This is a genomic window from Dietzia sp. SLG310A2-38A2 (assembly GCF_014145095.1).
GTDB lineage: Bacteria > Actinomycetota > Actinomycetes > Mycobacteriales > Mycobacteriaceae > Dietzia.
Window position 1 is genome coordinate 1 of the sequence record NZ_JAALDX010000328.1, and the last position, 4,776, is coordinate 4,776.

At 71.2% G+C, this 4,776-nt stretch carries 5 protein-coding genes and 1 pseudogene; 2 read left to right on the forward strand and 4 right to left on the reverse strand.

Going from position 1 to position 4,776, the window contains the following annotated elements; translation table 11 throughout:
- On the reverse strand, positions 1-636 hold a 636-nt coding region (gene hemA / locus G6027_RS11870), incomplete at its 3' end, for a glutamyl-tRNA reductase (protein WP_182637360.1).
- A gap of 446 nt (positions 637-1,082) precedes the next feature.
- Between hemA and G6027_RS11875 the strand changes: the two genes are divergently transcribed.
- Positions 1,083-1,424, forward strand: a complete 342-nt coding sequence (locus tag G6027_RS11875; RefSeq protein ID WP_182637361.1) for an HNH endonuclease — start codon at positions 1,083-1,085, stop codon at positions 1,422-1,424.
- 29 nt (positions 1,425-1,453) lie between these two features.
- Here the strand turns inward: G6027_RS11875 and G6027_RS11880 are convergent, their stop codons facing one another.
- The gene (locus tag G6027_RS11880) at positions 1,454-1,723 is read right to left on the reverse strand and encodes a glutaredoxin family protein (protein WP_182617775.1); all 270 of its coding nucleotides are present in this window, start codon (positions 1,721-1,723) and stop codon (positions 1,454-1,456) included.
- A 71-nt stretch (positions 1,724-1,794) separates the two neighbouring features.
- On the opposite strand from G6027_RS11880, the gene G6027_RS11885 reads away from it, so the two are divergent.
- Positions 1,795-2,859, forward strand: a complete 1,065-nt coding sequence (locus tag G6027_RS11885) for an HAD-IB family hydrolase (RefSeq protein ID WP_182637362.1) — start codon at positions 1,795-1,797, stop codon at positions 2,857-2,859.
- A gap of 52 nt (positions 2,860-2,911) precedes the next feature.
- Here the strand turns inward: G6027_RS11885 and G6027_RS11890 are convergent, their stop codons facing one another.
- Together G6027_RS11890 and G6027_RS18855 are read right to left on the reverse strand one after the other, a co-directional pair.
- On the reverse strand, positions 2,912-4,045 hold the full coding sequence (locus G6027_RS11890) for a 1-acyl-sn-glycerol-3-phosphate acyltransferase (RefSeq protein ID WP_182637363.1): 1,134 nt from the start codon (positions 4,043-4,045) through the stop codon (positions 2,912-2,914).
- A pseudogene (locus G6027_RS18855) lies at positions 4,042-4,776 on the reverse strand (nucleoside-diphosphate sugar epimerase); the annotation flags it as partial. The pseudogene G6027_RS18855 and the gene G6027_RS11890, both read right to left, overlap by 4 nt.

Genomic DNA, 4,776 nt, shown 5'->3' on the forward strand with positions numbered 1-4,776 from the left:
CAGGCCGCCCATCGCACCCGCTCCGAGCACGACCGCGCGGCGACCGTCGAGACGGCGGGACGCGGACCCGGGGGCCTCGGTGGTCGCAGGAGTGGCCCCCTCGGCGAGGATTTCCGCGGCGCGGTCGAGCGCCACCGACACCACCGACGACCCCGCCGAGTCGATGCCTGTCTCGGTGTGGACGCGTTTCCCCACGTGAAGCGCCTGCTGGGCGAGTCGGTGCAGCGTGGTGCCGGCCGCGCCGATGTCGGACGCGGACTGGTAGGCAGTCCGGATCTGTCCGATGATCTGCTGCTCGCCCACGACCATCGAGTCCAGTCCCGAGGCCACCGAGAACAGGTGCTCGGCCGCCGACTCGGAATAGCGGACGTAGAGGTGGCGGCTGAGTTCGTCGGCCGACAGCCCGGAGTGCCGCGAGAGCAGACCCACCACGTCGTCGAGTGCCGGGTGGAACGCCTCCACCGCCGCGTACACCTCGACGCGGTTACAGGTGGTGACGATCATCGCCTCGTCGACGTGGCTGCCGCTGATCAGGTTCTCGGTGAGCGTGTCCCGATCGGCCTCCGCGACGGCCACCGACTCCAACAGGGCGACCGGGGCGCTGTGGTGGGACAGACCCACCAGGAGGATGCTCACGGCCGACCCCCGGACGCGAGTGCCGATGGGGCCCATGCCAGAATGGGCACCAATGCGTCAACTCGGGACACCGGGAACGACGGGACGACACTCGACGCACACGCGGAACAGTGGTCCACAGTCGGTCGTCTCCTGTCGGTGTGCACGGCTGCGTACAGGGCGATTCCCAGTGGAATCCCCTGCCGGGACGGCCGTGGCCTGAGCCTGCGATCGACCCGCAACGAACTCCACCGTAACCCGCTTGGCACCCCGGGACAAAACCGTCGCCGGGGCGGATGCTATGCCCGGGCGACGCCGTGCGGCCGCCATGAGCAGCGCGGACCCTCGGCGGCCCCGGCCCGGGTCGGGGCGCGCGCGGACACCACACCACCGGGCGCTCGTGGGCGACGTACGGTTGCGCCGTGCCACCTCGCCGCAGGTCCTCCACCACCAGGTCCTCCACCACCGTGTCCGCAGCGACACGCGCCCGGTACGCGAAGCGACGGAAGCGGCGACTCTCGAGAGTCGACAACGACCTCACCGCCCCACAGTGGGCCGACCTCCTCGACGCCTGGAGCGGGTGCGCCTACTGCCGGGCGGACGGCCCCGCACTCCAGCGCGACTGCGTCATGCCCGTGTCCCGCGGGGGGCGCTACACGCTGGAGAACGTGGTCCCCGCGTGCGCCTCCTGCAACGCGAGCAAGCACAACAGCGAGGTCACCGGGTGGCTCCGGCGCAAGAAGCTCGACGAGGGGGCGTTCCTTCTCCGGCACGCGACGATCCTGCAGGTCCTGCTCGCCGAGGAGTAGCGCGCGCCGCAGGACGGTGGACGGCAGGCTCACTCCCAGCCACGGAACGGTTCGTCGGCGGCGAGGTCGGCGCTCAGCTCGTCGTCGTCGACCTCCCAACACGAGTGCTCCGCGCCGTCCACCAGGACCACCGGCAGGCGGTCGCCGTACTCCACCGCGAGCTCGGGGTCGGCCGCACGGTCCACGTCCACCACCTCGAGCCGCGCGTGCGCCATTGCGCACAGCGGGACCAACTGCCCGTGGACCCGGACGCAGCTTCCACAACCCTCGCGGGTAAGCAGGGTCACCGTGTGCACCATGCCCTGATAGTGCCCGACCCCCTCCGGGCTCCCCTAGGATGGGGTCCCACCCCCACTAGGAGGTCCACCCGGTGAACGACCACACCGACGCCACCGACGACTCCGCCTCCGACCCCGACTCCGGGGGCAACCGCCTCCGGCTCCCCGGACGGGCGGACGTCACCAGTGCGATCGGTCGGCTGGTCTGGCGCCGGCGCAACGCCCGCGACCAGCGCGTCGCCGGCGAGGCCTCGGCCAGGAACGCGGTCAAACTCGAGCCCGGCGCCGAGCCCGGTCCCCCGCTGGCTGACGCCACGGTCACCGAGGGCGACGACGACCACGCCGCCACGCGGTTCGTGCCCGACCCTCAGGCCGCGGCGTTCTTCGACGTGGACAACACCCTGATCCAAGGCGCCTCGATCATCCTGCTGGCCCGCGGGCTGGCCAAGCACAAGTTCTTCACCGCGCAGGACGTGGCGTCGATGGCGTGGTCACAGGTCAAGTTCCGGGTCTCCGGCAAGGAGAACGCCGACGACGTGGCCGCGGGCCGGGACAAGGCGCTGAGCTTCGTCAAGGGCCACACCGTCGCCGAGCTGACCGCGTTGAGCGAGGAGGTCGTGGACACCTCGATGCTCGACCGCGTCTGGCCGGGAACGCGCTCGCTGGTGCAGATGCACCTCGACGCCGGGCAGCAGGTGTGGTTGGTCACCGCCACGCCGGTCATGCTCGCGCGGGTGATCGCGGCACGGCTCGGGCTCTCGGGTGCGCTCGGCACCGTGGCCGAGGAGGAGGACGGCGTGTACACCGGCCGACTGGTGGGCGACATCCTGCACGGGCCCGGCAAGGCGCACGCCATCTCCAACCTCGCCGAGGCCGAGGGCTTCGACCTGTCCAAGTGCTACGCATACTCGGACAGCTTCAACGACATGCCCATGCTCACGATGGTGGGCAACCCGGTGGCGATCAACCCGGACGGGCGGCTGCGCAAGTACGCCTCGGAGAACGGCTGGGACATCAAGGACTTCCGCACCGTGCGCAAGGCCGCCAAGAAGGCGGTCCCGGGGGTGATCGCGGTGGGCGGGCTCGCCGGCGCCCGGGCGGCCGTCAAGTCCTCGTACGGCGTGCGGACGAGGGGCCAGATCCGACGGATGTTCTGAGCCGGTTCGCCCGGGCACCCCACGGCCGAACACCGCACGACCGCCACGCGGCTCAGCCGAAGAAGACGCTCCCGCGGCGCGCGAGGTTCCGGAACAGGGTGTTCTGGATGGTCTCGCGGACCTGGTCGGTGATCTCGAAGACGATCATCGGGTCGTCGCCAGCATCCGGACCCAGATGCGAGGTCTCGATGGGTTCGCCGAACTCGATGGTCCACTTGGTGGGCAGCGGGATCCCGCCCAGGCCGCCGAGCAGGGGGAACGTCGGCGTGATGGGCAGATAGGGGACACCCAGCAGGCGCGCCAGCGGGGAGAACTCTCCGATCTTGGGGTAGATCTCCTCCGAGCCCACCACCGAGCACGGGATGATCGGCGCGCCGGCGTCCAGCGCCGTGGACACGAACCCACCGCGGCCGAAGCGCTGCAGCCGGTACCGGTCCGAGAACGGCTTGCCCAAGCCCTTGTAACCCTCGGGCCACACCGCCACCACGTGCCCGCTCTCGAGCAGGCGTTCCGCGTCGGCAGCGCAGGCCAGGGTCGCCCCGGCCCGCCGGGCCAGCGGTGCGGAGACCGGCAGGGTCATCGCCAGGTCGGCGGCCAGCAGCCGTAGGGCGCGGCCCGAGTGGTCGTGGACGGCCACGGTGGTCATCATCGCGTCCAACGGCAGGACCCCGGCGTGGTTGGAGACGATCAGCCCGGCACCCTCGGCGGGGATGTTCTCGGCGCCGATCACCTCGACCCGGAACCAGTGCTCGAACAACGGCCGCCACATCGGTAGCCACACGGTGCTGTGGAAGTGCTCGTCGAAGCCGAACTCGTCGACCTCGTAGCCACCGGTGACGCGCGTGGCGATCTGCTCGCCGACACTGTTGATGGCGTCGACGAGCCCCGACAGCGCGCTGACGTCGCCGGTCGCGAGCATCACGTCGACGCCCCGCGCGGCTTCGCGGACGGGACCCAGCATCTCGGCGTCGACCGGCAGCGCCTCCAGCACCTGGCCGAGGGTGTCCCGCACCGAGGTGAGGAACCGGTCGACGATCCGGCCGATCTCGGTGGCGGCGGCGTCGCTGTGGCTGGTGGCGCCGAGGAAGCCCTCGCCCACGATGCGGTCGCTCCGTGAGTCGCGGCGGCCCTCCCCCCAGCGAGGCCCGCCGAGTGGCTGGCTCAGGTCGAATTCAGGGCCCCTCACAGTGCCTCCTCCTTGCTCGGATCGGGCTTGCTCGGATCGGGTTCGTTGGGGTCGGGCAGGGCACCGATCGCCTCGAGCTCGCACAGTGTGGTGTCCACACCCGCGCGCAGCCGGTCGGCCACCGGCGCCGGGAGCATGGCGGCGACCTTGGCGGTCTTGCGCTCGAGCGTGGCGCGGGTGATCAGCGGCTCCGTCCCGGAGTCCACCAGGTAGGCGTGCAGCGCCTCCTCGGTGGAGTACCGGGGCGTGAAACCGAACTCGTCTCGCATGCGCGTGGTGTCCACGGAGCGCCCGAAGCGCAGGTACCGCAGCTGCGAGGCCCCGATGTCGCGCAGCCCCTGGCTGGACAGCAGACGCACGGCGAGCTTGAACGTCTGCGGCGGCACCGGCAGCGGGACGTGTCCGGCCCGCCGGATGGCCTGGGTGAGTGTGAGGATCCCGTCGCCGGCGATGTTGAACGTCCCCGGTGCGGCACCCATCGTGGCATGCAGGAGGGCATCGAGGGCGTCCTGCGGGTGCAGCAGCTGGATGCGGGGGTCGTAACCCGCCAGCACGGGGGCGATCGACGGCGCGAGCAGTTCCCCGAACACCGTGGGCTCGGGCAGGCCGAGGATCGCGGGGATCCGCAGGATCGTCACGTCGATGTCCGGCCGTTTGCGGGACATCCCCCGCACGTAGCCCTCGACCGACAGGTGGTCGAGGGGGATGCCGCCACTGGGTTGGCGGCGGGA